The organism is Bacillus crepusculi, from assembly GCF_014764715.1.
GTDB lineage: Bacteria > Bacillota > Bacilli > Bacillales > Bacillaceae > Bacillus.
The window spans coordinates 71,523-96,020 of sequence record NZ_JACXXE010000008.1; the positions used below are offsets into that span (position 1 = coordinate 71,523).

Genomic DNA, 24,498 nt, shown 5'->3' on the forward strand with positions numbered 1-24,498 from the left:
AAACCCCTCTTCCCCTTACTCTATTTGTACAGATAAGACAGGGGGAAACATCATGCAAAAGAAGACAAGAACTGCTGATTTTGTACTAGTTGGAATGTTCGCTGCACTGATGGCTATAGGAGCGAATATCACATCCATTGTGCCGTTTTTACAGGTCGGCGGAATTCCACTCACTATGCAGCCGTTTTTTTGTGTACTTGCTGGCCTTTTGCTCGGCAGACGGCTTGGCGCATTAGCCATGATTGTCTATGCTCTTGTAGGGATTGCTGGTGCACCTGTATTCGCACAGTTCTCTGCGGGCTTTGGGGTCATTTTAGGCAAAAGCGGCGGCTTTGTGTTATCGTACATTCCTGCTGCCTGGCTTGCCGGATTCATTCTAGAGAAAAGAAAAAACCCCGGCTTTGGCCACTTTTTACTTGCAGCCATTGCTGGAACGACCGTGATGTATGTGATCGGGACAACTTATACGTACTTCGCGTTAAATGTTTGGCTGAATGCACCGATTTCCTATCAAACAACATGGTTCTTCATGATCTGGTTTATGGTAAAAGACTATGCATTAACCATATTACTTGCGATGCTGGCACCTAGAATTTATCGCTCTGTTTCAAAAGCCACATCCTTTCGAAAGCAGCAAGCTGCGTCATAGATACAAAAAAGTTCCTTACTATGAAGGAAGCTGCACTTGTACAAGTTGAATGTTTCATGAAAACAAAAAAGCTTGTAGAGAAAACGATACTTTCTCTACAAGCTTTTCATATTACAGGATAATCGCCGCCAGCCAGCCGAACAGAACAAGCGGAATATTATAATAGATAAAAGTCGGGACACATGTACCCCAAATATGGTGATGCTGTCCATCCATATTCAGACCAGATGTCGGTCCTAACGTACTGTCACTTGCAGGTGAACCTGCATCCCCAACAGCCGCAGCTGAACCAATGATCGCAATGGTTGCCATGGGACTAAATCCTAAGTGTAAACAAAGTGGAACAAAGATGGTCGTAATAATCGGGATCGTTGCAAAGGATGACCCGATGCCCATTGTGACAAGCAGTCCAACCAATAGCATTAAAATCGCCGCTACACTTTGGTTGTTTCCGATGAAATGAGAAGATGCTTTAACTAGTTTTTCAATATCTCCTGTTTTGGTTAAAACATTGGCAAATCCAGCCGCAACAAGCATCACAAAGCCGATAAATGCCATCATATTCATTCCAGATGTAATGAGTGCATCCGCCTCATCGCGTTTCATCATTCCAGTCACAAACAAGACAAGCAGTCCTGCGAGTGCACCGAAGATCATCCCTTCCACTCCAAGGCTTTGAGAAAGATACAGCTGGACAATCAATGAAACGAGAATGGCAAGAACAGCAAAAGACAAGCTTTTTTTCGTATACGCTGATTTCTCTACATCTGTAATGTCGCGATCCTCATATACTTTTGGCTTACGATACACAAAAAGTGAGACGATCAATCCGAGAACCATTCCCGCAACAGGGATGAGCATGGCATACGGAATATCCGCTAAATCAACTGTCAAACCTGCTTCCTTCATGTTATCACGGAGCATTCCGTGGAAAATTTGTCCAAAACCGACTGGGAGTAAAATATATGGTGCAGTGAGTCCGAAGGTCATGACACATGCTAGCAGTCTGCGGTCAATTTGAAGCTCGTTAAACACCTTTAATAATGGCGGGATTAAGACCGGAATAAAGGCAATGTGAACAGGAACAACGTTTTGTGAAAAACAGGATACGATCAAAATGACAAGAATGATGAGCACTTTTGATAATGTTTTTCTTCTTGAGTCGCCTTCTTTTCCTAGTAGCTTCACTGCTCCTTCGACCATGGCATCTGGAAGACCCGTTTTTGTCAGCGCCGCAGCAAAGGCTCCCAAAAGCGCATAGCTAATCGCCACTGTCGCATTTCCGCCGAGCCCGTCAGTAAAGGCTTCAACCGTTCCTCCAAGGCCTAATCCACCTGCAAGTCCGCCAGCTAAAGCGCCTAGAGCGAGCGCAACAACCACATTGACCCGCAGCAAGCTTAATATCAACATTAAAACAACCGCTAAAACAACTGCATTCATGGTGAAACCTCCGAAATCCTTTAGTTTACTAATGTAGTAGATAATTAAAGTACCAACGTATGTTACCATAGAAAAAAAACTTCGTCAAATGGCGTATGTCCTAAATAAAAAAAGCCCCGCCACCTGGCAGAGCCTTCTCCTTTATTTCTTAGCTTCAAATCGTTCTACAAATGTTGCTAATGATCTCACCATCACACCTGTTGCTCCTGTTGGTCCAAAGCATGAAGGTTTTTCTGTTGTCGCTGTACCTGCAATATCTAAGTGAACCCAAGGGGTGTCCTCAGCAAATTCACCGATGAAAGCACCTGCCATGATCGCATGACCATCTCGGCCAGGGGAATTATTCAGATCCGCCATTTTGCTGTTTCGCACTCGTTTTTTATCTTTTTCAGTGATTGGCAGCTGCCAAATCATTTCACCGCATTCTTCTGATGCCTCTTTAAACTGGGCATACAGTTCATCGTTATTCGTCATCACGCCTGTTGTCTCATTTCCGAGCGCTACAATGACCCCGCCTGTTAATGTAGCCACGTCTACAAGGACTGAGGCACCGTGCTGCTTCGCATACGTGACTCCATCTGCTAAGACGAGGCGTCCTTCTGCATCAGTGTTGAGCACTTCAATTGTTTTACCGCTTAGTGACACGATCACATCGTCCGGCTTCATGGCGTCTGCCGAGATCATATTATCTGTTGAGGCAATGACAGCAATGACATTTTGCTCTGGGCGCAGTTCACCGATGATTTCCATTGCGCCTAAAACAGAGGCTGATCCGCCCATATCTGTTTTCATGCCCACCATACTTGCTCTTGGCTTTAATGAATATCCACCTGTATCATACGTGATGCCTTTACCGACAAGACCGATGACATCTGTCCATTCTTCCTTGCCTTGATATTTCAACACAATGAGCTTTGGTGGTTCTGTTGAGCCTCTATTAACAGCTAAAATACCACCCATCCCGAGCTCTTCCATTTGTTCTTTATCTAAGATTTCAATCTCAAATTCGTACTTATACGCAAGCTCTGCCGCGTACGAAGCAAGATCGGAGGACGTGAGCATGTTCGGCGGCATATTCACAAGGGTGCGGGCCGAATTGACTGACTGTCCGTAGACCTCGCCCACTTTCAGACTAGCCTGAATTTCGGCTGTATCATGATCCGTGGTTGCATAGACAAATTCAATAAAGCGATCCGGTTCATTTGTTTTATGTTTAAAATCTTGTAATTCATATGTAGCTAAGAGGCAACTTTCAGAAAGGGCATGAGCTGCATCCTGCGCAGGCAGATCCTTTCCAATAAACGTATCAAGCAAGACCGAAACCGCTTGCTTTTTATCTTGGTGAAGCTTTTTAAATAAATGCGCAAAGGCTTCTTTTGCCTCTTCAAACGTGTAATCTGATTCCTTCCCAAGCCCGACAAAATAAATGCGTTTAATGCCTGTTTCAGGAGATGGGAAAAACTTCGAAAGCTGATTTCTCTTAGATGAAATATCGCCCTCTTTTAATAGTTCAGTGATTCTTCCTTCAACTAATTCATCCATTTCTTTTGCTTTACCTGATAATTGGCTCTTTTGAAAAAGTCCGATGGCCAGTGTATCTTTATGTTGCAATTCATTTGTCGAGAAAAACATATTTATCACACGCTCCTTCAATGAACTCCATTTTTCACATTGGAACTTCTATTATATCAAAATTTGCGGGCCTATACGATCATAGCCAATCTGTCTTTACTTGATGAACATTTATATTTTCACACGCGGAAGGGCATCATGAAAAAGCGATGAAAACTTGAGCAGCCTATCCATGTTCTCCTCGTTCCACATCTACATTCTTTAATGTTATAATGAACATGGACTTGGCAGCATTTTTTTCTGCAATCATTTTTTCATCTTACTAGGGTAAACAGTCCATCATTTCGCACGATATTTTTTTCTTACAGAGAGGATGTTTCTTGTTCATGAGCGTACTGACGAATTTTCCGCTGCTTGCCAGCCTTGCAGCCATCTTTTTTGCACAATTTGTAAAAGTACCGATTCAATTTATCATTTCTAGACGACTAGATTGGTCGCTCATTACAAGCACAGGCGGAATGCCAAGTTCACACTCCGCAGCCGTAACAGCACTCTCAACAGCAGTGGCTTTAGAGCACGGGCTAGGAACATCTATTTTTGCCATTTCCGCCATCTTTGCCATTATTACGATGTTTGATGCGACAGGTGTTCGCAGACAGGCTGGAGAACAGGCCACTGTTCTCAACAAGCTGGTGACAGATTTTAACCGATTTGTTGCCGAGGCAAAAAATTTCCCAAGCGCGGAAGAAAAAGAGAAGCAAAAGAAATTGAAAGAGCTTCTTGGGCATAAGCCGATTGAGGTCTTCTTCGGCGGCTTGACAGGGATCTTGCTCACACTCATCTTAGATTATTACTTCATGTAGAAGCGAAAAAAAGCTTTGGACCTTAAAATGTCCAAAGCTTTTTTATTCTTTATTGGCTTGAAATTGCTGACGGAACACTTGCATCGATTCTGCTTCATTGAGCTGATTTAAGTCCTTTTCTGTCAGCGTCCCTTCGCCCTTTTTGATAATATAGACATCCAGCACTTTTTTACCCCATTCTCTATACACATCATCAACAGTTTCATAATATAAATCAAGCTTATGACCTTTAATCGCTTTCCCAGTATCTGCGACTACACCATAGCCATAGTTTGGGATAAACAGTACAGTTCCAATCGGAAAGACAGACGGGTCCGCCGCCACTGTTGAGTATAAATCACGTTTCACTTTGACGCCTGAATATGTAATCCCATATGCATGATGATCCTTCGTTTTACCTGTTGATTCCACACCTGCTGTATAGCCTGTGGCGACAACCTTTTGCTTCGGATAATCATTCCAATTAAATGCTTCTTCGAGCGAAGCAGCTCGCAAATCCTCGCTTTTGACGACCATCGTTTGTCTTTTTTGATGTTGAAAAAAAGAAGATACTTGCTTGCCGGCATCGGTCTCTTTCACCCATGCAGCTAGATCACTTGGTTCTACTCCAGATATGCCCGTAAAGCTTGTCAAAAGTGCAAGCATAAAAAGGGCTGTCATGAACAATCGTTTCATCCATGTTTTCATTTCTATTTGTCACTCCTCTACCCATCTATTTGTTTCCAAACGAAATGGAAACTATGCAAAGGAGAAACAAAAAAACCCACTTGCGTGTGAACAAGTGAGTTAAAACATTTGATATCCTCTTTTTCGCAGGGCATTGATGACAAAGCCAGATGCAATGGCACCAATCAGGCCGCTTAATAAAATGATGATATCTGCCGCAGCGAGTGAGACAATGCGGTCTCCTATTCCAGAAAAAGCGATGCCCGGTTCTCTAACATAAGCGATCATCTTTTGATTATTGATAATGAAAAGGCATACAATTGGATATAAAATTGCCATAATCCATGACATTCTCAGCAGCATATTCAGCAAAAAGCCAATGCCGAAGAATAACACGAAAAATAAAATAACTGAAATGATAACGACTGGTAAACTGATCACTTCATCTCCACCCCCAAATATCCCATCATTAGTTTAACTTGGAAATAGAGATGAAGTCAATCAATGGAAAAAGCAGTTGGATTAATGCTTCTTTCCTGTCCCTTTACATTCCTCACATGTTTCAGATCCGCCGAGCAATAGCTGAAAATATCCTTTCCCTGAACAATATTGACAGGTGGACTTTTTTTCTTTTGCTTGTGCATTCATATTGCTCACCCCTTAATCTAAATTTTCTGATAATTAATCATAACATATTTTGCTGTCCAGCACCAAGTGAGAAAATATGCCGTATATAAAAAAAACGTGTATCACGAGGATACACGTTTCAGTCTATTAAGGTTTAGAAGAACTTGAATTTTCCTTTTTTCAGAACAAGTCCTGGTCCGCCAACCATGAATAAAGAACGGTTGTCGATGATTTTTTTCATAGCAGAAGCCTTTGTCCCTTGAAGTTTTTTACCAAACGCAACACCTACAGCGTCGTGTTCACCAAGAGAAGCAACTGTTCCTTTGATGTCTGGCTTAAAGCTTTCAAGAGAGCCACCTTTGACTAGTGCTGCAAGGTTTTTCGCTACTGTTTCACCTTGCTGCATCGCAATTTGTGCTGTTGGTGGGTATGGACGGTTGATTTCTTCATTGATGATCAATGAACAGTCACCAATGATGAATACATCTTCATTTTCTGGTACACGAAGATCTGGAGACACTTTTACGCGTCCGCGCATGTTTTCAAATCCAGCTTCTTCCACGATTGGGTTACCGCGTACACCTGCTGCCCAAACAACAGTTGCAGCTTTGATTTCTTCTGTATCATCGTCTTTTCCAACAATGATGCCTTCTGGCGTACATTCTTTGATCGCTGTACCGATTTTGAACTCAACACCTTTACCTTGAAGGTAGTTCATCGCATAGTCGATCAATTCAGGATCGAATCCTGGAAGAGCGGTTGGCGCAGCTTCTACACAGATAATGCGCACGTCTTTTTGATCAATATCATACTCTTTGCAAAGCTCAGGCACACGGTTTCCAAGCTCACCAAGGAACTCAATACCTGTGAAGCCCGCACCGCCGACAACGATTGTTAAACGCTCTGGACGCTTTTCAGCTTCCGTATTATACGTCGCAAATTGAAGCTCAATGTGCTCACGAAGCTGACGAGCAGAGTTGATGTTAGAAATAGAGAAGGCATATTCCTTCAGACCTGCAATACCAAACGTTTCAGGAACAGCACCAAGCGCGACAACAAGGTAGTCATAAGAAAGTTCGCCATCTGATGTCACAACTTTCTTCGCTTCCTTGTCAATGCTTTCAACTGTTGCTTGTACAAAGTTGACACGGGAACTGTTAATTACATCTTTGATTTGGTAACGACAGCGATCATGATGAAGTGTACCTGCACTTGCTTCATGTAGCCATGTTGTTTCGTAATGATAATTATGCTTGTTCACAAGAGTAATGTCCGCATCATTTGTGCCAAGCTGTTTTGTTAATCTTGTTACTGTCATTAATCCGCCATAACCTGCACCTAATACAACGATTTTCGGTTTATTCACTGGAATCACATCCACCTTTTTTAAATTTGCTGTAAAACGGATAAAGAATTACATAACGTTATTCTCAACCGCTTTGCGGCATTTTATGAAATTTAAACAAAAAAATAAGTATGTGAAAATCTGAACTTTCACCTACAAAAAACGAAAGCATTTGACCGTATCCGACAAAAATTCATAAAAAATTAATATTTAGTTCCCTTAACAATAATAGCGAGTTCTGCTCCTTTTTTCAAGGCTTTAAAGTGAAATTCCTTATGATAAACGGTCTTTCTCAACTTTCCCTCTTATTCAAGGCACCGTCATCAAAAAACGACAAGTTTTTCAAAACAAGTCAAACGGCGATATGTGGTATGATATGATATAGTGATAACAATTTTCATTTGGGAGGATTAAAGGAATGCAAGAAGATTCTAAGGTATATGACATTACCGTTATCGGGGGCGGCCCAGTTGGATTGTTTACTGCGTTTTACGGAGGCATGAGACAGGCAAGTGTGAAAATCATTGAAAGCCTTCCTCAGCTCGGCGGTCAACTATCCGCTCTTTACCCTGAAAAATATATTTATGATGTGGCTGGTTTTCCAAAAATCCGCGCACAAGAATTAGTTGATAACTTAAAGGAACAAATGGATAAATTTGATCAAACCATTTGCTTAGAGCAGGCCGTTGAAACGGTTGAAAAGCAGGCAGATGGTATTTTTAAACTCGTGACAAATCAAGAGGTTCATTATTCTAAAACGATCATCATTACAGCTGGTAACGGTGCATTCCAGCCGAGAAAGCTTGAACTAAGTGCAGCAGAATCATTTGAAGGAAGCAACCTGCACTACTTCATTAATGACTTGAACCAATTTGCTGGCAGACGTGTGGCCGTTCTTGGCGGCGGAGACTCTGCGGTGGACTGGGCACTCATGCTTGAACCAATTGCAAAAGAAGTATCCATTATTCACCGCCGCGATAAGTTCCGCGCGCATGAGCACAGTGTAGAAAACCTGCACAACTCAAAGGTCAATGTGCTGACACCATTTGTGCCAACTGAGCTCATTGGCGAGGACCGTATTGAACAAATCGTGCTAGAAGAAGTCAAAGGTGATAAAAAACAAGTGCTTGATGTAGACGACGTGATCGTCAACTTCGGTTTTGTTTCCTCCCTTGGACCAATTAAACAATGGGGCCTTGAAATCGAAAAGAACTCCATCGTGGTCAAATCCACAATGGAAACAAACATTGAAGGTTTCTATGCAGCAGGGGACATCTGTACGTATGAAGGGAAAGTCAAATTGATTGCAAGCGGATTTGGTGAAGCACCGACTGCTGTCAACAATGCGAAAGCCTACATGGACCCGAAAGCTCGTGTACAGCCTCTTCATTCCACAAGCTTATTTGAAAACAAATAAGAGCGGATCAAAAAAGGAGTTCCCACTCGGGAACTCCTTTTTCGTTTATTTAAAAACCCCAATATAGGCATTCGCCATTCCAAGCACCATTGCAGCAAGCAGCACCACAACAATCCCTGCCACAACCAAAATCACCCGATCTTTCACACGTTCCTTTTTCGGAAGCGGCTTATCTATCCCGCAAGCTGGACACGTTTTGGAACGATACGGAATCAATTCATGACAGTTCCTGCAATTGATTTGTTCACTCAAACCTCAGCAACCTCTTTTCTGATGACAGTTTATGTTTGGTTCTCATGATACTCTTTTCAAGGTGAAATAGCCAGTTGTTAGGGCAAGCTGTAACAAAATTGAGCGATTTATACAGTGAGGAAATGAATGAAGGTATCATCTGTTCAGCCGATATAAAGAAAGTAAGGTAGATCGTGAAGGATAGGTGGAAAGATATTGAAGCGCTTAATCATCAGTTTTAGCTTGTTATTCATCATTGGTGGCTCGGTTGAAATGTTTGCAAAAGAGTTTAACAAACGTAATGCTGAATTCGCAGCAGGACTGAATATTGATGTTGATCAGCTAGAACATTTTTTGAACATGTTTCCTCTTCAGTTTTTGATTCTGGTTTGAGTCATCAAGAGATCAAACAGATCCATAGTGAAGTAAAGAAAATACAAAAAGACAATGAAACGAAAGAAATCGGTACGTTTAAAGTGATATATCGCGGAGAACCAGCAAAGATTCGAGTTGAGGTTGAAGTGCATGTGGAAGATATCAATAAAGAGGTCGTGATCTATTTGTATAGTACACAAGAGTTGGTCTATATCCTCGAAAAAGAACTTTTAAAAACAGAAGAAGCAGTGGAGTAGACATGCTGATAGAACATCTCTTTTTACAATTGTCTTTACTAATCAAACAAAAAGCCTACTTTGATCGTGTTGTTTACATAACAAACGAACAAGTAGGCTTATCTTTATTCATGATCACATACTTAACACTCTTCCGGCGTACCGGTATTCGTCGCTGTTCTAAAAGAAGAACCGCATCCGCATGAAGCGATGGCGTTGGGGTTGTCGATGGTGAAACCGCCGCCCATTAGTGATTGTTTGAAATCGATGATGGTTCCGTTCATGATATCAAGGCTTTCGGAGTCGACAAGAACCTGAATGCCGTGCTGCTCGAACTGTGTGTCTTTCTCTGAGACTTCATGGTCAAAGCCCATGCCGTACGAAAGACCGCTGCAGCCGCCGCCTTTTACGCCCACTCGAAGGAACGCATTTTCTTCTTCATGTTCTTTCATCATATCTTTAATCTGCAGTGCAGCAGCTTCTGTAATGGTTACTGGTGTACTCATGATCATCCCTCCTTTTGACTGGATGTTTCTTTTCAATTATAAACGTGATGGTGCCTTTTCTCAAATAAATGATTTACAGATAAAATGTGCCGTCACAAATCGTTTCAGCAGGTCCTGTCATGAGCACATGGTCATTATCTTTCCAGCGAATGATGAGGTCTCCGCCTGCTAAATGAACCGTCATGTCTGTTTCTTTTTTCGCCTGTCCATTTACAATCGTTGATACAGCCGCAGCACATGCTCCCGTTCCGCACGCTTGCGTAATCCCTGATCCTCTTTCCCACACTCGAAAATGCAGCTCGGTTTCACTGACGACTTCAACAAATTCCACATTGACGCCTTCTGGGAACATGTCGTGTTTTTCGATGATCGGCCCAAGTGTATGAAGCGGCGCTTTTTCAATGTCCTCTAAATAAAAAACGATATGCGGGTTTCCCATCGAAACGGCCGTTCCATTTAATTTCGCAGTGCCAAAATCAAGCAGCTCATTAACCGTTGTGCTAGCCGGTTCACCAAGCATCGGCATTGCTTCTTTTTCAAAACGTGGTTTTCCCATATCTACTGTGACGAACTGAACGTGGCCATTCTGTGCATGAACAGTGGCTTCAACGAGTCCTGACAATGTTTCAATCTGGAATGTTGTGTCTGCTACGATTTGATGCTCATACACATATTTTGCGACGCAGCGCAGACCGTTGCCGCAGTTTTTTCCCTCTGATCCATCATTGTTGAAAATGCGCATTTTCACAGGTGCAACATCTGATGGGCAAATGAGGATCATCCCGTCAGAACCGATTCCTGTATAAACAGAAGAAACGCGGATGGCGATCTCTGACAGCTGCTCCTCTGGAAGCTGTTCTTTCATCTGATTGACGTATATATAATTATTTCCTAGTCCGTGCATTTTCGTGAATTGAAATGATGTCATGAGCGTCCTCCAAAAATGTTGTTTCTTTATAGTATAAAAGGAGTCGATTCAGGAGACAATCTTATCATCCCCCGTTTTTTCATACATAGAAGCTCTTTGCTGCCATGGCAAAGGGCTTTTATTATGCATATGCCTCTTTTTCTCTCGTGTGATTCTTCATTTTGATGAAATTTTATTAGCATAACATATTGGATGCGCTTTCTATTCATTTTCCTTAAAAATGGAAGATGAAAGCGAGAAAAAAATGCACCTCATGACCCATGCGGTGCATTTAAAACATGTCATTTTCCTCTATAAAAGCATAAATACGCTCGACTAGCTGCTCTGCATTTTCTCCGGAAACAAATTCTCCATTCACAAGTGCAAATGGGGAGTCCATACATTTGCCGCAGTAGCTTAAACAGCCGTATTCCATTACATCTAGATTTGGGTCTTTTTCAAGCTTCTCTTTTGCTTCTTGAGACCCCTGTGCAAGATTACTTACACAAAATTCGATCAGTGGAAACACTGTGCTTCACCTCACATTGCCATTACATCCTACCGAAATTCCTCCTATTAGTCAAAACATGAGCTTCACCTATATCGTTACGCCTATTCCGCATAAAATGTTTTACTATTTAGGACTTACTGATGAATATGTAGGTTATTTTGAAACAATTATTGTGGTTTCACAGTAAATTCGATATAATTTTATTTGGTATTTTAACTTAAAGTTTTTTAGTATAAGTGTTTTTCAATGTCTATGGGGAAAAGGAGAATCGTCATGAAAAATTTAGTCTTGATCGGCGGAGGTTACGGGAATATGCGGGTTCTCCACCGCTTATTGCCAAATCAATTACCTGATGATGTCACTATCACATTAATTGATCGAAATCCTTACCACTGTTTAAAAACAGAATATTATGCACTTGCTGCTGGAACGATCTCTGATCATCACATTCGAGTATCCTTTCCAGAGCATCCGAAGCTGGATATTCAATATGGGGAAGTAGAAAAAATTGATATTGAAAACAAACAGATCTTATTCAGCGACCGTGAACCGATTCCATATGACGACACGGTCATTGGACTTGGCTGTGAGGACAAGTACCATAATGTCCCTGGTGCAAAAGAACATACATACAGCATTCAAACCATTGATCAGTCAAGGCTTACGTATAACAAATTAAACAATTTAAGCGCAGGTGCAACGGTAGCCATTGTCGGAGCTGGACTTAGCGGGGTAGAGCTAGCCAGTGAACTGCGAGAAAGCCGCTCTGATTTAAACATTATTCTTTTTGACCGCGGAGAACTGATTCTATCCAGCTTCCCAAAAAGATTAAGTTTATATGTACAGAAATGGTTTGAAGAAAATGATGTACAAATCATTAACTGCGCCAATATTACGAAGGTTGAAGAAGGCGTTGTTTACAACCATGACGATGCCATTGAAGCTGAAGTCATTGTGTGGACAGCAGGCATTCAGCCAAGCAAAGTCGTGAGAGAGATGGATGTTGAAAAAGACGTACAAGGTCGCGTCGTCTTAACTCCTCATCACAATATCCCTGGAGATGAGCATGTATATGTCGTGGGTGATTGCGCAAGCTTGCCGCATGCCCCAAGTGCACAGCTTGCCGAGGCACAGGCAGAACAAATTGTCCAATCTCTACAAAAGCGCTGGAAAAACGAGCCGCTTCCTGAGGCATACCCACAGTTTAAGCTAAAAGGGGTCTTAGGTTCTTTAGGAAAAAAAGCCGGCTTTGGCTTAGTGGCGGATCGTCCACTTGTTGGACGTGTACCAAGACTTCTAAAATCTGGACTTCTTTGGATGTACAAGCATCACAACGGCTAAACACATGTGAATTTTTTCTCAAAGCTCCTTCCTAAACGAAGGAGCTTTTTTCTATGAAACAGCATGGGCCGGCGGATTGGTCAATTTGATCGGAGCTAGGGCAAGAATGCAGTCTTTACGAAAAGTTCTCATCGTCTTCTTCGATAGACAATATGCTTGAATGAGCTGGTCCGTTTGACGGTGTACAATGATTTTTCGCTTCGTGCATTCGCCGTTTTTCTTCATATAAATCATCTCAATCGGTATTTGCTGATGGAGAGATTGTTTCAGTAAATAATTCATGCTGCTCACGCTCCTTTCATTTTATTATATACGAACAAACGTTCTTTTTCAACACAAAAAGGAACATTTGTTCTATTTTTGTTCTCAAAAAAAGAACAGCTTATTCACTGCTCTCTTTGTACCCGTATTTCTCCATTTCTTGATAAATGTCTTTTAATTTCGGATTGCCCTCTCCAACAATTTGATCCTCAACGAAGACAAGTGGATAGAAGAATTCATCATCAAGAATTCGTTCAGACCATTCTTTTTGGCGTTCATTTTCTGGTGGGTGCTCAATATCAATATATGTGATGCGAAACGGCTGATTCGGATATTTTCGTTTTAACGCTGCATCTAACCATTCAAAAGTATCTTTTGAAGAAGGCAGATTCACGCAGCTAGCGCACAGTACATCTCTTCCATATACATAAAGATTGACGGTTTTGTTCATTTGACAAGCCCCCTATTCTTTCTTCATTTTAGCTGAATTTTCTGTATGAAAAAAGTCAAAATCACTTTTTGTTTCAAGATGAGATTGTGCTATAATGAGAAGGAAACTTTGAAACCAATCAATAGATTTTTATCGTCCAGATGAATATAATGGTGATATGTTGTGAAAGGAGCGATTATATCTAATGACTGAAGTCGAAATGAAAGACCAAGTACAGGAAGTACTGGACAAACTTCGTCCATTTCTATTACGTGATGGTGGAGACTGTGAGCTTGTAGACATTGAAGATGGCATTGTGAAATTACGTCTTCTTGGTGCATGCGGCAGCTGCCCAAGTTCAACCATTACATTGAAAGCCGGTATTGAGCGCGCATTATTAGAAGAAGTGCCTGGCGTTGTAGAAGTTGAACAGGTTTTCTAATTCATATATGACATGAAAACGATCCGTTTTGGGTCGTTTTTTGATTAGGTTAGCTTTTCTCTAAACCATTCCTTCATAAAGGTCAGTCTTTGAATACGCTGCCCTGGGTGGCCGCTTCTTGATAAATCATGAGATGCCTTTGGGAATTTGACCAATCTCGTGTCCTTTCCAAGCTCCTTCAATGCCACAAAAAGCTGCTCTGCTTGATCAACTGGGCAGCGATAATCTTCATCGCTGTGCAAAATGAGGAGCGGCGTGTTCACCTGTTTCACAAATTTTAGCGGCGACCGATCCCATAGCTTATCAACCGAATCATAAATATCCCCATCAATCTGCCATTTTGTAAAGAAATAGCCGATATCGCTGATGCCATAAAAGCTAATCCAGTTTGAAATGGACCGCTGTGTAACGGCTGCACGAAAACGGTCTGTCTGTCCGACAATCCAGTTGGTCATAAAACCGCCATAGCTACCGCCGGTCACTCCGAGTCTCGTTTCATCAAGAAAATCATAGGCTTTGAGCACATGATCAACAGCCTGCATGACATCCTCATAATCAACATCACCGTAGCTTCCTCTCACACGGTCGGTAAACATCTGACCATACCCATGACTGCCATGAGGATTGATATATACAATGGCATAGCCTTCAGAGGCGAGCATTTGAAATTCATGAAAATACGTATGACCATACATCGCATGCGGTCCGCCATGAATCTCTAGAATGAGCGGATAGGTTTTCCCCTCTTCCATCTTGGTAGGCTTCATAAACCAGCCATGCACCTCGTCTCCCTCTTTCGACTGAAAAGAAAATGGCTCCGGTACCGATAGGAGATGCTCCTTAAGAAATTCATCATGCTCAGACGTGATTTGCTTTAGTTCTGTCTCCCCTAATGTCAGCTCATACAGCTCACTCGGTGAAACAGGTGACAGTCTGCTAAGCAGCAATTTTGATTCATCTGGATGAAGGCTGAAGTTTGTGATATGTTCTGCCTCTAGCCGAACTGGATAGGCTAAGCCTTCAATAGAGAAATAATAAATCCCTGTACTGCCTTGATCGGAAACAAGCGCATAAAAACCCTGGCTATCCTTTGTCCACTGCGGAAGCTGATTGGCTTCACCTATGACACTATCCCCTGCCATACAACTACCCACGTACATATCGAGCATTTCTGAAAGCTGAACGGTCTTTTCCGCCTTCAGGTCATACAGCCATAATGACGGGAAGGTTGCATTTTGAAATTCGCGCTCATGTCCAATGTACAAAAGGCTTTCTCCATTTGGAGAAAAAGATACGGCGGAATAAGCGCCGGTTGATTGTGTGATTTTTCTGGATGTACCATCCTCTAATGAGAGAAGACACACATCACTTAAGTAGAACGTTTGAGGATTTGATTGAATATAGGCGAGCCATTTCCCGCACGGAGAGACCACATGATGTATATGATGGTGCTGCTCACTCGTGATAGGCTCTACCTCTCCTGAACGGACATCCACTTGAACAATCTGCGTCAAACGCCCATCTAAAAAGCCTTTTCCATCTGCTTTATAGGTCAAATCATCATATACCGCCGGAGCAAAGTCATCTCGCTCTTCCTTTTTTTCATCATGAACAGATTCTGTTTGTTTCAACGAGACAGCAGCATAAACGAAAGCTCCATCTGGTGAAAATATAGGATGAGATACCCCGTATGGAATATTGGTTAAGATACGAATGCCGCCTCCTTGACTCTGGATGAGTGCCAATTGAGGGACTTCCTTTGGCTTTTGCAAAATAAAGGCAAGCTGCTTTCCGTCATGTGACCAAACTGGCTGATGATGCTTTCCATCCTCAAATGTCCATTGTGACAGCTCCTCTGTCTCTTCATCTCGAACCCACAAATGGATATTGTAATCATCCTTTTTCTCATTCACAGTGACTTTTGTAAAGACGGCCCTTTTTCCATCTGGCGAATAGACCGGATGCGTAACAGAAGCAATTTTCGTTAAGTCTTCGGCAGTCATTAATTTCTTCATGAATGTAACTCCCCCTTTTATGTATAAAAAAAATAGTTCGATCCTCTAAATAATAATCCCTGCTTCTATTTTTAAAAACAAGAATAAAAAAGAACGTGCCTATTCACAGCACGTTCTTTACTTGATTGACAGGATGATGTTCGACGACGACACCTTCTACTGGCACTGTCAGTACATCTACTTCACAATGCGGAAAGTTTTGGGCAAGCTGCTCTTTCAGCGCTTTTCCCTTCCCTTTTTCAACTAAGGTAAGGATCGTCGGTCCGGCACCACTTAAGGCTGTTCCATAGGCTCCTTTTAGTGAAGCGACATGCTCCACCTTCGACAACTCTGGAACAAGCATGGTGCGATAAGGCTGATGAAACAAATCTTTATTCATCATTTCCCCTACAAGCGGCCAGTTCTGCGTCATTAAAGCAGCAACAAGGACGTTGCTCACAGCACTCGCGCTCACGGCCTGTTTATAGGAAAAATCCTCTGGCAGGACATCACGGGCGTCCTTTGTGAGCACCTCATAAAAAGGAATGACCACGACGACATCTATATTCACATGCTGCACTTTGACGGCATGTGTCTTGTCTTCTTCATGAAGGCCGATGAGTAAACCACCAAATAGCGAAGCACCGGCATTATCTGGATGACCTTCTACCTCACTTGCAAAAAAGAGCTTCTGATCATCTGACATATTTAATTCAAGTAGCTGATTGGCAAGCTCTATGGCGGCCACGATGGCGGCAGCACTGCTGCCAAGCCCTCTTGCCAATGGAATATCACTCCACACTTTGACATGAACAGGCGGGAGTGTTTTTCCAAAGTCATCTGCGACCTTTTTGGCTGTTTGATAAATCAGATTGTCGGTGCCAGATGGAATACCAGACACAACATCTGTTTCTGCTTCAAACAGCCAGCTATCATGGTCATAGACCGATAGCTTCAAATAGCGGCTGAGCGCCATTCCGACTGAATCAAAGCCTGGTCCTAAGTTGGCAGTGCTTCCCGGTACTGTGATTGAAAAAAGCATGGAGGCTTCACTCATACGCGTGCGGCCTTTTCTAAATGGTCAAGAATTTGATCTTCATCTGCATCGAGTGTGACCGGTTTGATGTGCGAAATATCAATGGCCGTATTCGGATCTTTTAGCCCGTTGCCTGTTAATACCGCGACAACTTTACTGCCTTGTTTGATTTCTCCAGATTTCACCTGCTTTAGGACGCCCGCAATGGACGCACATGAGCCCGGCTCTGCAAACACGCCTTCTTCGCGTGCAATCAATTGATACGCGTGAAGGATTTCCTCATCTGTCACTTCATCAATCTTTCCGTTTGATTCATCAGCGGCTGCCACAGCTTGCTTCCAGCTCGCTGGATTTCCAATACGAATGGCTGTTGCGACTGTTTCTGGCTGCTCAATCACTTCATTTCGAACGATCGCTGCGGCACCTTCTGCTTCAAAACCGCGCATGACAGGCAGTCCAGTTCCTTTTTTCTCATGATATTCCTTGAAGCCTTTCCAGTAGGCCGTAATGTTCCCTGCATTTCCAACAGGAATCGCCAGTACGTCCGGGGCAGAGCCTAGCTGCTCACAGATTTCAAAAGCCGCTGTCTTTTGTCCTTCAATTCGATAAGGATTGACGGAGTTAACAAGTGCAATCGGTGCTTTTTCACAGATGCTGCGGACAATTTTCAGCGCATCATCAAAGTTGCCGTCAATGGCAATGATCTCTGCTCCGTACATCACGGCCTGTGCAAGCTTACCGAAAGCAATTTTCCCATCTGGAATGATGACAATACATTTCATATCAGCGCGAGCTGCATAAGCCGCAGCAGCAGCTGAGGTATTCCCTGTCGAAGCACACATGATTGTATCATTGCCTTCTTCTTTTGCCTTTGCAACGGCCATGACCATCCCGCGATCCTTAAAAGAACCCGTCGGATTGACGCCTTCTGTTTTCACATGAAGCTCAATCCCCAGCTTTTCGGAAAGCTTAGCGAGGTGAATCAGCGGTGTATTCCCTTCATTTAATGTTAGTTTAGGTGTGTGTTCGTTTACTGGTAAGAATTCTTGAAATTCTTCAATCAGTCCATTCCACTTCATCAGCTTAAACCGTTCCCTTCTACTCGGTACGTGCTCTTCACTTGAACCACCACGTCGAGATCGTTTAATTTTTGCAGGATATTAGAAAAATCTTCTTCTGAGGTCTGGTGTGTAATGATCACAATTTCAGCCAGTTCATCATGTCCTTTTATAGGAAGCTGAAGGATCTTTTCAAAGCTGATGCCTCTTTCAGAAAAAATAGATGTAATGCGGGAGAATGCCCCGACTTGGTCTCTGACATGAATTCTTAAGAATTGCTGAGCAAATACTTCCGATGATGATTTGATTTTCTTCTCAAATTGCGCTGCGATAAATCCGCTTCCGTTCACACCAAGACGCATGTTTTTCATCACTGCGACTAAGTCTGATACAACAGCTGTGGCCGTTGGCAGACTTCCTGCCCCAGGTCCGTAAAACATCGTTTCTCCTACAGCACTTCCGTAGACATACACCGCATTGAATTCATTGTTGACGGATGATAGCGGATGATGGTCAGGGAGTAAGGTTGGCTGTACACTGACCTCCACTTTATCTCCGTCTCTTTGGGCAATTCCGATCAGCTTCATGGTATAGCCAAAACGTTTGCTGAAATTAATGTCCTCATCAGAGATGTCAGAAATCCCTTTGACCTTCACATCCTCTAAATCCACATTCATGGAAAAGCCGAGTCTTGCAAGAATCGCCATTTTCCTTGCCGCATCCAGTCCTTCTACATCAGCTGTTGGATCTGCCTCTGCAAAACCGAGATCTTGCGCTTCTTTTAAGACATCCTCGTATGCACTTTTATCGACATTCATTTTCGTTAAAATAAAATTCGTTGTGCCGTTCACAATCCCCATCATCTTGGTGATTCGATCGGAGGCCAATCCTTCCTCAAGCGTACGCAGAATTGGAATCCCTCCGGCGACACTTGCTTCATAATAAAGATCGCAGCCATTTTCTTTCGCTACATGTAAAAGCTCCGTTCCATAAAGCGCCATTAAGTCTTTATTGGCTGTAATGACATGTTTCTTCTCGTTTAACGCATCTATTAAATATTGTTTTGTCTCTTCAATGCCGCCCATCACTTCAATAATGACGTCGACCTCTGGATCTCTAATCACATCGTATACTTCAGTTGTGAAGACCTCTCTTGCTACATCCACATCTCTCTTTTTATCGGGATTGCTCACAAGCACTTTTTGTATTAATACTGGACAGCCGATCTGGTGCATTAATTTATCCTGATGATCTTGGATAATTTTCACAACACCGCTCCCCACTGTTCCTAATCCTAGTAGTCCAACTCGAATTGCCTTCACCTGAAATTCCACCTTTCTCCGTAAATGTCCTCTCTAAAAAGACATTTGTTAACCTAACACAGACATTCAATGTACACACATTATAAAGGGGTATCCCCATTTTGACAAGGTAATAAAATATAAGAATATAAGGATGAAACCGCTTAACAGCTATTTATATCAAGATTCTATATTTTCTAAATATTTTTGTAAGAAAAGCTCCCAACAGCCGGGAAGCCTTATATTATGAATGAATCGGCGTTTTGGCCTGCTGATCTTGTAAGACAAGCGCAATATTTTCAGCACATAAACGCATCATCGTTTTTCTCGTTTCGACACTTGCACTTCCGATATGAGGGAGTACCGTGACGTTAGGTAATGTTGTTAACGGATGAGACGGGCTGACAGGCTCCTGTCTGAATACGTCCAGACCGGCGCCAGCAATTTTGCCTGTCGTGACAGCCTCATATAAAGCCTCCTCATCCACAGTCTGTCCTCTTGACACGTTAATAAAATAAGCAGAGTTCTTCATCAGATCAAATGCTTTTTCATTAAACATGTCTTTCGTTTCCGGAGTTAAAGGCGTCAGACAGACGATGAAATCAGACTGCGAAAGCAGTTCTTTAAAAGTGGCATAGGCTACCCCAAGCTGCGCTTCTGCCTCCGGCTTTCTTGAACGGTTATGGTACAGCACCTTCATATCAAAGCCCGCTGCCCGCTTGGCAAGCGCTGTTCCAATACTGCCCATTCCGACAATTCCAAGGGTTTTGTGATGAACATCAGCACCAGCAAGAAGAAGCGGTCCCCAGCCTGTCCATTTCCCTTCCTTTATCCAATCACTCGCCTCGACAATCCGTCTAGCTGACGCCATTAGTAGGGCAAAGGCTAAATCAGCCGTAGATTCTGTTAATACGTCCGGTGTATGACATACGGTGATTCCGCGCTTTTTAGCTGCCTTAAGATCAATATTGTCATAGCCAACAGCAAGGTTTGCGACCACCTTGACATTCGGGGCATTTGATAAAAGGGCTTCATCTACTTGATCTGACAGCATGGTGAGAAGCGCATCCGCTTGAGCAGCTTGTTTTTCTAACTCTTCTCTTGGACATGGCTCATCCTCGCTCGGCCACATCTCAATATGAGCGACTTCTTTTAATGGTGTCAGTGATGCTTCATCTAGCTTTCTTGTGATATAGACATAAGGCTTCGTCAAGAAGAACACTCCTTTGGTTGTTTTCTTTAAGCATAACGAAAAACGCCTCAAGAGAAAAGAGACGTTTCGTCTGTTCACTGAAACTTCAAATCAGCGGATTGATGAATCCATCCAACAGGAGGCATGAGATTCCCACCGCTTCGCATGGCACTCATTTCTTGAAAGACCTTGAGAAAGTATTCATAGCGATTGGCATCATTTAAGACATAATCTAGCCGTTCTTCATAATATGATTTTTCATTTTCTCCCGACATATAGTAGCCTTCCACAATCTCAAAATAATGAAGCGGGAACAACAGGCGGCTGTATAACAAACGCTTTGAGAAGGATGAAAGAGGTGTCACCTGTTCATATTGCTGCAAAAAGGAAAATCCCTCTTCAATTAAATCCTCCTTGTGCTGTACAAAGGTTTCTCTTAAATATTCGGCAATATCCCGGGTTGGATGATCAAAAACCCAATCCACAGGTAAACGGAGCGGCTGCTCATGTGGCCATGTCATACGTGAAAAGCGCTGATGACAGACAGTGCCTGAGTCACATTCCTTCGGTTCATCATCAAGCTCCGTATCCACTAAATATTGAATGGCATTTTCCGTTAGCCCAAGATAATACGGAAAGGATTCGATGAATTTTTTCTCAAACCGTTCTAGCGGTTTTTGATGCATTTGCTGCATCCAAAAGCCTTCGAGCTGATCTAACCGTTTTGCCCATAATTCCTTCCAGGCCCCCACCCGTTTTGTTTCAGACACCTCATGCGGAAACCCTCTTCCCCTGACATGAAAGGCGGCCAGCTCTGACGCATGCTGAAATGTGCGACTTGAGATCCGCGGTGCTGCCTTTAATAAAGCGTATTGCTCCTTTCCATGCGTAAAGGTGGGCTTCTCTTCATTTGTTAATTCAAACACAGCGACGTATGGGTCTCCGGCATTCAGTAAATACTGACTGATATGATAAAGCTCAGTGAGTTCTTCTTCTCGTAAATGAGAGACTGGAACAATGAGGAAGAGAGCCTTCGACGTTTGAAAGCTCTGATAACTGCCATATGGCATAAATTGACGAACATCAATACCAAATGTGTGATAAATGGTTTCTTTCATGTTTTCACCTGCGTTCATATGATCGATCTCTTATCATATCGTAGTCGCAGGTTGAGGGATTTATGAATACTATTTACTATCCGAAGCTTTTTCACACGTTGTGGACAAAATACGAGGATTGGGTGAGGAATACATGCCGCATCATCATGAGATGAATGAAGTAGAAAAAACAGCAAGACGCCGTTTACAAGAACGAGGCGTAACCATTCAAGATATAGCAGACCTTGTCTATTTTTTACAGAAAAAATACCATCCTGGCTTAGACATGACAGAGTGCATCCACAATGTGGAGCGTGTCATCTCAAAACGTGAGGTCCAAAATGCGATCCTAACAGGTGTTGAACTAGATGTCTTGGCTGAGCAAAAAAAGCTGACCGAGCCGCTGCAAACGATTCTTGAAACAGATGAAAGCCTGTATGGGGTCGATGAAATTCTGTCCTTTGCCATCGTCAATATTTATGGATCGATCGGCTTTACGAATTACGGATATATCGATAAAGAAAAACCTGGGATTCTCGGAAAACTAAACGATAAATCCACAGGCGAGTGCCACACTTTTTTAGATGATATTGTCGGCGCGATTGCCGCGGCAGCGTCAAGCAGGCTGGCACATAGTGCAAGAAACGCAGAATAAAACAAAAAAAGAGGACGCGCGTAATGCTTGTCCTCTTTTTTTATGATAATCGCTCAATCCATTCGGATAACGAATCAATGACATAGGTTGGCTGTTTGTCATACTGCTGAAGCAGCTCTTTTGTTGTCACGCCTGTATGAACGAGCAATGTATCCATTCCAGCATTCATCCCTGCCATAATATCGGTATCATAGTTATCACCGACCATGAGCGTCTCAGACACATCTGTCCCAAGTACCCGCATGGCTTGTTCCATGATGATCGATTCTGGTTTTCCGATAAATGTCGGTTGGACCGTTGTGGTGACAGTCAGCACAGAAGTTAATGAGCCGTTCCCTGGTAAAAGCCCTCTTTCGGTTGGAATAGCAATATCTCCATTTGTTGAGACAAATTGTGCGCCTTGACGAATGGCAATCGCACCTACTGCGAATTTTTCATATGTAATGCCTCGATCAATTCCAACAACAACGAAATCAGCGTCTTCCTGACCAAATGTCAGCCCTTTTTCTTCAATTGCCTGCTTGATTCCTTCTTCGCCGATGACGTAAACAGACGCATCTTTCTTTTGTTCCGCAATATAGTTTGCCGTCGCCATACTTGTTGTAAAGACTTGTTCTTCCGTTGCAGGAATATCGAATGAAACAAGTTTTTCCGCTACCTGCTTCGGCGTGCGAGAAGAGTTATTCGTGACAAACAAATAAGGGATGCTCAACTCATTTAACTTGTGAACAAATTGGCCCGCCTCTTCAATCTTTTCTGTTCCTTTATACATCGTCCCGTCTAAATCAATTAAATAGCCTTTGTATTTCATGATGTTCAACACTCCAATGGTTTATTTAAACGCTGATACTGGTCCAAGCTCCTGCTCCAAATAGGTACGGATTCTGTTCGGAAATACTTGAAGCGCCTTTTCTACCTCGCTGATCGCCTGTAATACATCATGATGATCTACTTCCTGGTATTGCTGAACAAGTGTTTTTCGGCACGAGACAAGCTTTTTCAGCTGGCTGCCTTCCTCTTCTGGTACGACTTTTTCATCAACAAGAATATCCATGATGTCATCATAGCTTCCTGGGTCACGCATAATAAAGCCATCAATCATGTCATTCCCCGTATCAAGAATACATTCGACGAGCAGATGAACGATTCGTTCCAGCGCTTTTTTCTCAAGAGGGCTTGTCCATGTCTGATGACTGCGCATCAATTCATATTGCTCCTCGAAAAAACGTAATGTCTCTTCAATTTTTTTTCTGTCTACGAAATACATCATGACGCTCCCCTTTGCGTTATTTTCTGATTCGTTTTAAGACAAAATAGGCACAGCCAAAGTTACAGTATTCATAGATGTATTCATCGAGTGTGCTGATTTTTGTATCAAATGTGGCCTTTTGGTTTTGGTCATCAAAGAACCCTTTCAGCCTAAGCTGATTGTAGCCCCAATCCCCCACAATATAATCATACTTATTTAAAATATCTGAGTACCTTGCTTTAAACGCTTCCTCATCAAAGCCGTCTTTGATATCTCTTACAAGATCAAAGGTAGCATTCTGAATAACGATCATCTTCTCACCTCTTTTTAAACGATCCATCTTTAATGATAATTCATTGGAACAACTCCATCAATTGCTAAAGCATGTTTTTTCCGATTTAGCCGAAGCTAAAGAAAAAAGGAGGTCACATTGATGATGAAACAACTGACAGCCACTATTCTCCTATGTATGCTTTTAGGCGGGTGCGGCTTTCAATCAGGTATGAACCGGCAGGTGGATGAGGATTCTTCAAGTAAAACCATCCGACTGTCTGATCGTCATGAAGGAAATAATTCCAACATGCCAGAAGCAGACACGAAGAGAGCAGGATACGTACGTTATCAGCGCCAGCAAGTAACGGATCAGAAAGAAAGAACACCTGCTTTAAATCGTGAGCATCTTGCCCACGTGATAACAAGTTTAGCTGTGCAGCTACCAAACATAAAAGATGCAGCAACGCTTGTCACAGATGAGGATGCGCTGATTGTATACCGAACAGGAAACAAAAACAGAGATGAATCTGCTGACCAAGTAAAGAAAACAGCCGTTTCTGTTCTCCCTCGTTATTATCATGTATACGTCTCTGATAATCCAGAGCACTTTCAATCCATTGCCAATTTTTCACGTCTTCAAACAAATTCACGTGATTTTGATCAAATTTTAACCAAAACGATTCAACAAATGAAATATTCCCCTCAAGGCGGGGAGATATCAAATCAAGAAGATGCAAATGGTATGACGAATTCCGACCGCACCATGAGAAGAAACGCCCCTTACGGACAAAATTAATAAGAGAAAAAACGCCAGAATGCTCTGG

General features: G+C 42.6%; 29 protein-coding genes and 1 pseudogene. 9 read left to right on the top strand and 21 right to left on the bottom strand.

Annotation, left to right across the window (positions count from 1 at the left end):
- Window positions 1-52 precede the first annotated feature (52 nt).
- Window positions 53-649: a biotin transporter BioY gene (locus tag IEE86_RS14270; protein WP_191097812.1), complete on the top strand. Its 597-nt coding sequence runs from the start codon at window positions 53-55 to the stop codon at window positions 647-649.
- A gap of 111 nt (window positions 650-760) precedes the next feature.
- On the opposite strand, the gene IEE86_RS14275 is transcribed toward IEE86_RS14270, so the two are convergent.
- Together IEE86_RS14275 and IEE86_RS14280 are read right to left on the bottom strand one after the other, a co-directional pair.
- Window positions 761-2,089, bottom strand: coding sequence for a Na+/H+ antiporter family protein (locus IEE86_RS14275; protein ID WP_191097813.1), 1,329 nt, complete (start codon window positions 2,087-2,089; stop codon window positions 761-763).
- A 141-nt stretch (window positions 2,090-2,230) separates the two neighbouring features.
- Complete coding sequence (locus IEE86_RS14280; RefSeq protein ID WP_191097814.1) at window positions 2,231-3,721, bottom strand: leucyl aminopeptidase; 1,491 nt, start codon at window positions 3,719-3,721, stop codon at window positions 2,231-2,233.
- Window positions 3,722-4,047: 326 nt separating this feature from the next.
- Here IEE86_RS14280 and IEE86_RS14285 point away from each other — a divergent pair, with 326 nt between their 5' ends.
- Window positions 4,048-4,524, top strand: a complete 477-nt coding sequence (locus IEE86_RS14285; protein WP_024719744.1) for a divergent PAP2 family protein — start codon at window positions 4,048-4,050, stop codon at window positions 4,522-4,524.
- 42 nt (window positions 4,525-4,566) lie between these two features.
- Here the strand turns inward: IEE86_RS14285 and IEE86_RS14290 are convergent, their stop codons facing one another.
- The 4 genes from IEE86_RS14290 to IEE86_RS14305 form a co-directional block, all read right to left on the bottom strand.
- Window positions 4,567-5,211: a 3D domain-containing protein gene (locus tag IEE86_RS14290; protein ID WP_191097815.1), complete on the bottom strand. Its 645-nt coding sequence runs from the start codon at window positions 5,209-5,211 to the stop codon at window positions 4,567-4,569.
- A 99-nt stretch (window positions 5,212-5,310) separates the two neighbouring features.
- Window positions 5,311-5,631: a YuiB family protein gene (locus IEE86_RS14295; protein WP_003212933.1), complete on the bottom strand. Its 321-nt coding sequence runs from the start codon at window positions 5,629-5,631 to the stop codon at window positions 5,311-5,313.
- 81 nt (window positions 5,632-5,712) lie between these two features.
- The gene (locus IEE86_RS14300) at window positions 5,713-5,838 is read right to left on the bottom strand and encodes a YuiA family protein (protein ID WP_191097816.1); all 126 of its coding nucleotides are present in this window, start codon (window positions 5,836-5,838) and stop codon (window positions 5,713-5,715) included.
- A gap of 133 nt (window positions 5,839-5,971) precedes the next feature.
- Entirely contained in the window at window positions 5,972-7,189 is a 1,218-nt protein-coding gene (locus tag IEE86_RS14305; protein ID WP_191097895.1) for an NAD(P)/FAD-dependent oxidoreductase, read from the bottom strand.
- 391 nt (window positions 7,190-7,580) lie between these two features.
- Between IEE86_RS14305 and yumC the strand changes: the two genes are divergently transcribed.
- On the top strand, window positions 7,581-8,579 hold the full coding sequence (gene yumC / locus IEE86_RS14310) for a ferredoxin--NADP reductase 2 (RefSeq protein ID WP_079920600.1): 999 nt from the start codon (window positions 7,581-7,583) through the stop codon (window positions 8,577-8,579).
- A gap of 45 nt (window positions 8,580-8,624) precedes the next feature.
- Here yumC and IEE86_RS14315 read toward each other — a convergent pair whose 3' ends face one another.
- Window positions 8,625-8,831 carry a hypothetical protein gene (locus tag IEE86_RS14315; RefSeq protein ID WP_191097817.1) on the bottom strand — a complete coding sequence of 69 codons (207 nt, stop codon included), beginning with the start codon at window positions 8,829-8,831 and terminating at the stop codon, window positions 8,625-8,627.
- Between the two features lie 195 nt (window positions 8,832-9,026).
- Here IEE86_RS14315 and IEE86_RS19385 point away from each other — a divergent pair, with 195 nt between their 5' ends.
- Together IEE86_RS19385 and IEE86_RS19390 are read left to right on the top strand one after the other, a co-directional pair.
- A complete protein-coding gene (locus IEE86_RS19385; protein ID WP_224741006.1) occupies window positions 9,027-9,203 on the top strand; it encodes a hypothetical protein in 177 nt (58 codons plus the stop codon).
- Window positions 9,200-9,442: a hypothetical protein gene (locus tag IEE86_RS19390; RefSeq protein ID WP_224741007.1), complete on the top strand. Its 243-nt coding sequence runs from the start codon at window positions 9,200-9,202 to the stop codon at window positions 9,440-9,442. Before IEE86_RS19385 ends, IEE86_RS19390 begins: the two co-directional genes overlap by 4 nt.
- Before the next feature lie 122 nt (window positions 9,443-9,564).
- Here IEE86_RS19390 and erpA read toward each other — a convergent pair whose 3' ends face one another.
- The 3 genes from erpA to IEE86_RS14335 all read right to left on the bottom strand — a co-directional run bounded on the left by erpA (window position 9,565) and on the right by IEE86_RS14335 (window position 11,363).
- Window positions 9,565-9,927 carry an iron-sulfur cluster insertion protein ErpA gene (erpA, locus tag IEE86_RS14325; protein ID WP_070325977.1) on the bottom strand — a complete coding sequence of 121 codons (363 nt, stop codon included), beginning with the start codon at window positions 9,925-9,927 and terminating at the stop codon, window positions 9,565-9,567.
- A gap of 73 nt (window positions 9,928-10,000) precedes the next feature.
- Window positions 10,001-10,855 (bottom strand): diaminopimelate epimerase, encoded by an 855-nt coding sequence (dapF, locus tag IEE86_RS14330; protein ID WP_191097818.1) that lies wholly within the window; start codon window positions 10,853-10,855, stop codon window positions 10,001-10,003.
- A 271-nt stretch (window positions 10,856-11,126) separates the two neighbouring features.
- Entirely contained in the window at window positions 11,127-11,363 is a 237-nt protein-coding gene (locus IEE86_RS14335) for a YuzB family protein (protein WP_008346813.1), read from the bottom strand.
- Window positions 11,364-11,618: 255 nt separating this feature from the next.
- Here IEE86_RS14335 and IEE86_RS14340 point away from each other — a divergent pair, with 255 nt between their 5' ends.
- Complete coding sequence (locus IEE86_RS14340) at window positions 11,619-12,686, top strand: NAD(P)/FAD-dependent oxidoreductase (RefSeq protein ID WP_191097819.1); 1,068 nt, start codon at window positions 11,619-11,621, stop codon at window positions 12,684-12,686.
- Between the two features lie 51 nt (window positions 12,687-12,737).
- Here IEE86_RS14340 and IEE86_RS14345 read toward each other — a convergent pair whose 3' ends face one another.
- Both IEE86_RS14345 and IEE86_RS14350 read right to left on the bottom strand, forming a co-directional pair.
- Window positions 12,738-12,968, bottom strand: a complete 231-nt coding sequence (locus IEE86_RS14345) for a hypothetical protein (protein ID WP_191097820.1) — start codon at window positions 12,966-12,968, stop codon at window positions 12,738-12,740.
- 100 nt (window positions 12,969-13,068) lie between these two features.
- Entirely contained in the window at window positions 13,069-13,398 is a 330-nt protein-coding gene (locus tag IEE86_RS14350; RefSeq protein ID WP_191097821.1) for a YuzD family protein, read from the bottom strand.
- A gap of 121 nt (window positions 13,399-13,519) precedes the next feature.
- On the opposite strand from IEE86_RS14350, the pseudogene IEE86_RS14355 reads away from it, so the two are divergent.
- A pseudogene (locus IEE86_RS14355) lies at window positions 13,520-13,819 on the top strand (NifU family protein).
- A gap of 44 nt (window positions 13,820-13,863) precedes the next feature.
- Here IEE86_RS14355 and IEE86_RS14360 read toward each other — a convergent pair.
- From IEE86_RS14360 to yutH, 6 genes are all read right to left on the bottom strand, one after another.
- Window positions 13,864-15,834, bottom strand: coding sequence for a S9 family peptidase (locus IEE86_RS14360; protein WP_191097822.1), 1,971 nt, complete (start codon window positions 15,832-15,834; stop codon window positions 13,864-13,866).
- A gap of 103 nt (window positions 15,835-15,937) precedes the next feature.
- The gene (thrB, locus tag IEE86_RS14365) at window positions 15,938-16,870 is read right to left on the bottom strand and encodes a homoserine kinase (protein ID WP_191097823.1); all 933 of its coding nucleotides are present in this window, start codon (window positions 16,868-16,870) and stop codon (window positions 15,938-15,940) included.
- Window positions 16,867-17,928: a threonine synthase gene (thrC, locus tag IEE86_RS14370; protein WP_191097824.1), complete on the bottom strand. Its 1,062-nt coding sequence runs from the start codon at window positions 17,926-17,928 to the stop codon at window positions 16,867-16,869. Before thrC ends, thrB begins: the two co-directional genes overlap by 4 nt.
- Window positions 17,928-19,229: a homoserine dehydrogenase gene (locus tag IEE86_RS14375; protein WP_191097825.1), complete on the bottom strand. Its 1,302-nt coding sequence runs from the start codon at window positions 19,227-19,229 to the stop codon at window positions 17,928-17,930. Before IEE86_RS14375 ends, thrC begins: the two co-directional genes overlap by 1 nt.
- 223 nt (window positions 19,230-19,452) lie before the next feature.
- Window positions 19,453-20,421, bottom strand: coding sequence for a 2-hydroxyacid dehydrogenase (locus IEE86_RS14380; RefSeq protein WP_191097826.1), 969 nt, complete (start codon window positions 20,419-20,421; stop codon window positions 19,453-19,455).
- Between the two features lie 74 nt (window positions 20,422-20,495).
- Window positions 20,496-21,536, bottom strand: coding sequence for a spore coat putative kinase YutH (gene yutH / locus IEE86_RS14385; RefSeq protein WP_191097827.1), 1,041 nt, complete (start codon window positions 21,534-21,536; stop codon window positions 20,496-20,498).
- Window positions 21,537-21,651: 115 nt separating this feature from the next.
- Between yutH and IEE86_RS14390 the strand changes: the two genes are divergently transcribed.
- A complete protein-coding gene (locus IEE86_RS14390; RefSeq protein ID WP_191097828.1) occupies window positions 21,652-22,152 on the top strand; it encodes a phosphatidylglycerophosphatase A family protein in 501 nt (166 codons plus the stop codon).
- A 40-nt stretch (window positions 22,153-22,192) separates the two neighbouring features.
- Here the strand turns inward: IEE86_RS14390 and IEE86_RS14395 are convergent, their stop codons facing one another.
- The 3 genes from IEE86_RS14395 to IEE86_RS14405 are packed head-to-tail and all read right to left on the bottom strand — an operon-like array spanning window position 22,193 to window position 23,714.
- Window positions 22,193-22,966 carry a TIGR01457 family HAD-type hydrolase gene (locus IEE86_RS14395; RefSeq protein WP_191097896.1) on the bottom strand — a complete coding sequence of 258 codons (774 nt, stop codon included), beginning with the start codon at window positions 22,964-22,966 and terminating at the stop codon, window positions 22,193-22,195.
- Between the two features lie 18 nt (window positions 22,967-22,984).
- Entirely contained in the window at window positions 22,985-23,419 is a 435-nt protein-coding gene (locus IEE86_RS14400) for a DUF86 domain-containing protein (protein ID WP_191097829.1), read from the bottom strand.
- A 19-nt stretch (window positions 23,420-23,438) separates the two neighbouring features.
- Window positions 23,439-23,714: a YutD family protein gene (locus tag IEE86_RS14405; protein WP_003213192.1), complete on the bottom strand. Its 276-nt coding sequence runs from the start codon at window positions 23,712-23,714 to the stop codon at window positions 23,439-23,441.
- Between the two features lie 120 nt (window positions 23,715-23,834).
- Here IEE86_RS14405 and IEE86_RS14410 point away from each other — a divergent pair, with 120 nt between their 5' ends.
- Window positions 23,835-24,470, top strand: a complete 636-nt coding sequence (locus IEE86_RS14410; RefSeq protein ID WP_191097830.1) for a YhcN/YlaJ family sporulation lipoprotein — start codon at window positions 23,835-23,837, stop codon at window positions 24,468-24,470.
- The last annotated feature ends 28 nt before the right edge of the window (window positions 24,471-24,498 follow it).

What these genes read in the sequence shown, in the direction of transcription:
- IEE86_RS14270 (WP_191097812.1), top strand. Translation starts at nt 53, where the DNA reads ATGCAAAAGAAGACAAGAACTGCTGATTTTGTACTAGTTGGAATGTTC.
- IEE86_RS14275 (WP_191097813.1), bottom strand. Translation starts at nt 2,089, where the DNA reads ATGAATGCAGTTGTTTTAGCGGTTGTTTTAATGTTGATATTAAGCTTG.
- IEE86_RS14280 (WP_191097814.1), bottom strand. Translation starts at nt 3,721, where the DNA reads ATGTTTTTCTCGACAAATGAATTGCAACATAAAGATACACTGGCCATC.
- IEE86_RS14285 (WP_024719744.1), top strand. Translation starts at nt 4,048, where the DNA reads ATGAGCGTACTGACGAATTTTCCGCTGCTTGCCAGCCTTGCAGCCATC.
- IEE86_RS14290 (WP_191097815.1), bottom strand. Translation starts at nt 5,211, where the DNA reads ATGAAAACATGGATGAAACGATTGTTCATGACAGCCCTTTTTATGCTT.
- IEE86_RS14300 (WP_191097816.1), bottom strand. Translation starts at nt 5,838, where the DNA reads ATGAATGCACAAGCAAAAGAAAAAAAGTCCACCTGTCAATATTGTTCA.
- yumC (WP_079920600.1), top strand. Translation starts at nt 7,581, where the DNA reads ATGCAAGAAGATTCTAAGGTATATGACATTACCGTTATCGGGGGCGGC.
- erpA (WP_070325977.1), bottom strand. Translation starts at nt 9,927, where the DNA reads ATGAGTACACCAGTAACCATTACAGAAGCTGCTGCACTGCAGATTAAA.
- dapF (WP_191097818.1), bottom strand. Translation starts at nt 10,855, where the DNA reads ATGACATCATTTCAATTCACGAAAATGCACGGACTAGGAAATAATTAT.
- IEE86_RS14340 (WP_191097819.1), top strand. Translation starts at nt 11,619, where the DNA reads ATGAAAAATTTAGTCTTGATCGGCGGAGGTTACGGGAATATGCGGGTT.
- IEE86_RS14345 (WP_191097820.1), bottom strand. Translation starts at nt 12,968, where the DNA reads ATGAATTATTTACTGAAACAATCTCTCCATCAGCAAATACCGATTGAG.
- IEE86_RS14350 (WP_191097821.1), bottom strand. Translation starts at nt 13,398, where the DNA reads ATGAACAAAACCGTCAATCTTTATGTATATGGAAGAGATGTACTGTGC.
- IEE86_RS14360 (WP_191097822.1), bottom strand. Translation starts at nt 15,834, where the DNA reads ATGAAGAAATTAATGACTGCCGAAGACTTAACGAAAATTGCTTCTGTT.
- thrB (WP_191097823.1), bottom strand. Translation starts at nt 16,870, where the DNA reads ATGAGTGAAGCCTCCATGCTTTTTTCAATCACAGTACCGGGAAGCACT.
- thrC (WP_191097824.1), bottom strand. Translation starts at nt 17,928, where the DNA reads ATGAAGTGGAATGGACTGATTGAAGAATTTCAAGAATTCTTACCAGTA.
- yutH (WP_191097827.1), bottom strand. Translation starts at nt 21,536, where the DNA reads ATGAACGCAGGTGAAAACATGAAAGAAACCATTTATCACACATTTGGT.
- IEE86_RS14390 (WP_191097828.1), top strand. Translation starts at nt 21,652, where the DNA reads ATGCCGCATCATCATGAGATGAATGAAGTAGAAAAAACAGCAAGACGC.
- IEE86_RS14400 (WP_191097829.1), bottom strand. Translation starts at nt 23,419, where the DNA reads ATGTATTTCGTAGACAGAAAAAAAATTGAAGAGACATTACGTTTTTTC.
- IEE86_RS14405 (WP_003213192.1), bottom strand. Translation starts at nt 23,714, where the DNA reads ATGATCGTTATTCAGAATGCTACCTTTGATCTTGTAAGAGATATCAAA.
- IEE86_RS14410 (WP_191097830.1), top strand. Translation starts at nt 23,835, where the DNA reads ATGATGAAACAACTGACAGCCACTATTCTCCTATGTATGCTTTTAGGC.